This window comes from Streptomyces kebangsaanensis, assembly GCF_001906585.1.
Classification (GTDB): Bacteria; Actinomycetota; Actinomycetes; order Streptomycetales; family Streptomycetaceae; genus Streptomyces; species Streptomyces kebangsaanensis.
Genome location: NZ_JUJA01000164.1, coordinates 94,766 through 96,240, shown reverse-complemented (window position 1 = coordinate 96,240; position 1,475 = coordinate 94,766). Strand labels below are relative to the sequence as shown.

The 1,475-nt window shown below is 75.7% G+C and carries 1 protein-coding gene and 2 pseudogenes; 2 read left to right on the top strand and 1 reads right to left on the bottom strand.

Going from position 1 to position 1,475, the window contains the following annotated elements:
• Window positions 1-119: 119 nt before the first annotated feature.
• A pseudogene (locus RH94_RS45385) lies at window positions 120-382 on the top strand (TetR/AcrR family transcriptional regulator); the annotation flags it as partial.
• A gap of 100 nt (window positions 383-482) precedes the next feature.
• Entirely contained in the window at window positions 483-1,208 is a 726-nt protein-coding gene (locus tag RH94_RS33525; protein WP_073952092.1) for a DUF2470 domain-containing protein, read from the top strand.
• Window positions 1,209-1,255: 47 nt separating this feature from the next.
• Here RH94_RS33525 and RH94_RS45380 read toward each other — a convergent pair.
• Window positions 1,256-1,475: pseudogene (locus RH94_RS45380) on the bottom strand (hypothetical protein); the annotation flags it as partial.

Here is a 1,475-nt window from a genome sequence, read left to right as displayed (position 1 = left end):
GGGCACCGGTGCCGAACGGTTTGAAGACGTGCGGGGGCGGGCGCGTACCGCCTGTGCCTCGAACCGGTCCGGGATGGACGCTTCCCGGCCGGCGCGGCGTCCTCGCGAGCCTCGCGGCGAAGGCCGGCGCAGCGGGCGACCAGGCCGTGCGCCGCGTCTGCCAACGGGTCCTGGCCGCGCAGGAGCGCCAGATCCTGGTCGCGCTCGCCGCGGACCCCGAGTTCGGCCCGCTGACCGGGCACCGCCCCGACCTCCGGCCGGCCGTCCGCGGCCGGCCTTCACCACCGCCGTCTGCCTGGAGTGGCTGCGCCGCCCGGACTTGACGCGCACCCAGGCGCGCGACCTGTGCGCACGCGCACTGCTGGGCGTGCGCACGCCCTGAGCGGCGCTTGCTCATTTTCCGCCGGGATCCCCGCCTCGGTCGGCGCGCGCCCTCATCTCCGATAAGTTAGGCAAGTCTTACCTAAGGAGGAGGTTTCGGGATGGGTGATGGCCAGACCTGGACGGCGGTGCCCGGAGCGGCCCGGCGGGCACGGTCCGTGCTCGCCGCCGCGTGGTCCTGCGCGGTGACCGCGGAGGGCGGACGGGAGGAGTACGTCGGTGCGCACACCGTGACCGAGGACGGCCGGGTGCTCCTGCACGTGCCCGAGGACAGCGCACTGCGCACGGCCGCCGTCTGCGCGCCGCGCGGCGAGCCGTCCGCCGTCCTGGAATGCGCCGACGTCGCGCCCGTCCCCGTACGCCACCGGATCCGCGCCCGGCTGTGGCTCGCCGGCCGGTTCGTCGCCGAGCCGGAGCACCTGGTGTTCCGGCCCACGCGGGTCGTGCTGCGGCAGCAGTCCGGCACACTGCTGATCGGCACCGACGAGTTCGCCGCGGCCGTGCCCGACCCGCTGGCCGCGGCCGAGGCCCATCTGCTCACCCATCTCGCCGACGCCCACCCCGAGGCGGTGGAGCGGCTCACCCGGCTGGTGGGACCCGACAGCCTGCACGGCGCGGTGCGCGTGCGGCCGCTCGCCGTCGACCGGCACGGGCTGACCCTGCGCATCGAGCGCGCCCGTACCCACGGCGACGTACGGCTGCCGTTCCACGCCCCCGCCGACGACATCACCCAGCTCACCGAACGCATGCACGTCCTGCTCTCCCGGGCGAGCGCCGCCTCCCGCCCGCGTCTCCTGCAGCGGCAGCGCACGGACGGCGACGGGTGAGGCGTACGGCTCACCCGCCGGACGCGGCGCACCGCACGCACGGTCCCTCATGAAGAACGGCGCGCCGCGTCCTCGCGGCCGCGCCGCAGCCTCGTCGGCGTCCCCAGCCGGTCCGCGAGGCGGGTCAGGCGGGGGCGGCGTTCCCGCTGCTCCCGGGTGTGCCGGTCCAGTTCCTCCAGGAGGCGGTGCGAGCGGTGCTCGATGTCCATCTCGTCGATGATGCGGTTGACCTCGGTCAGCACCGCGCCGCGCAGCTGCCACTGGCTC

What these genes read in the sequence shown, in the direction of transcription:
- RH94_RS33525 (WP_073952092.1), top strand. Translation starts at nt 483, where the DNA reads ATGGGTGATGGCCAGACCTGGACGGCGGTGCCCGGAGCGGCCCGGCGG.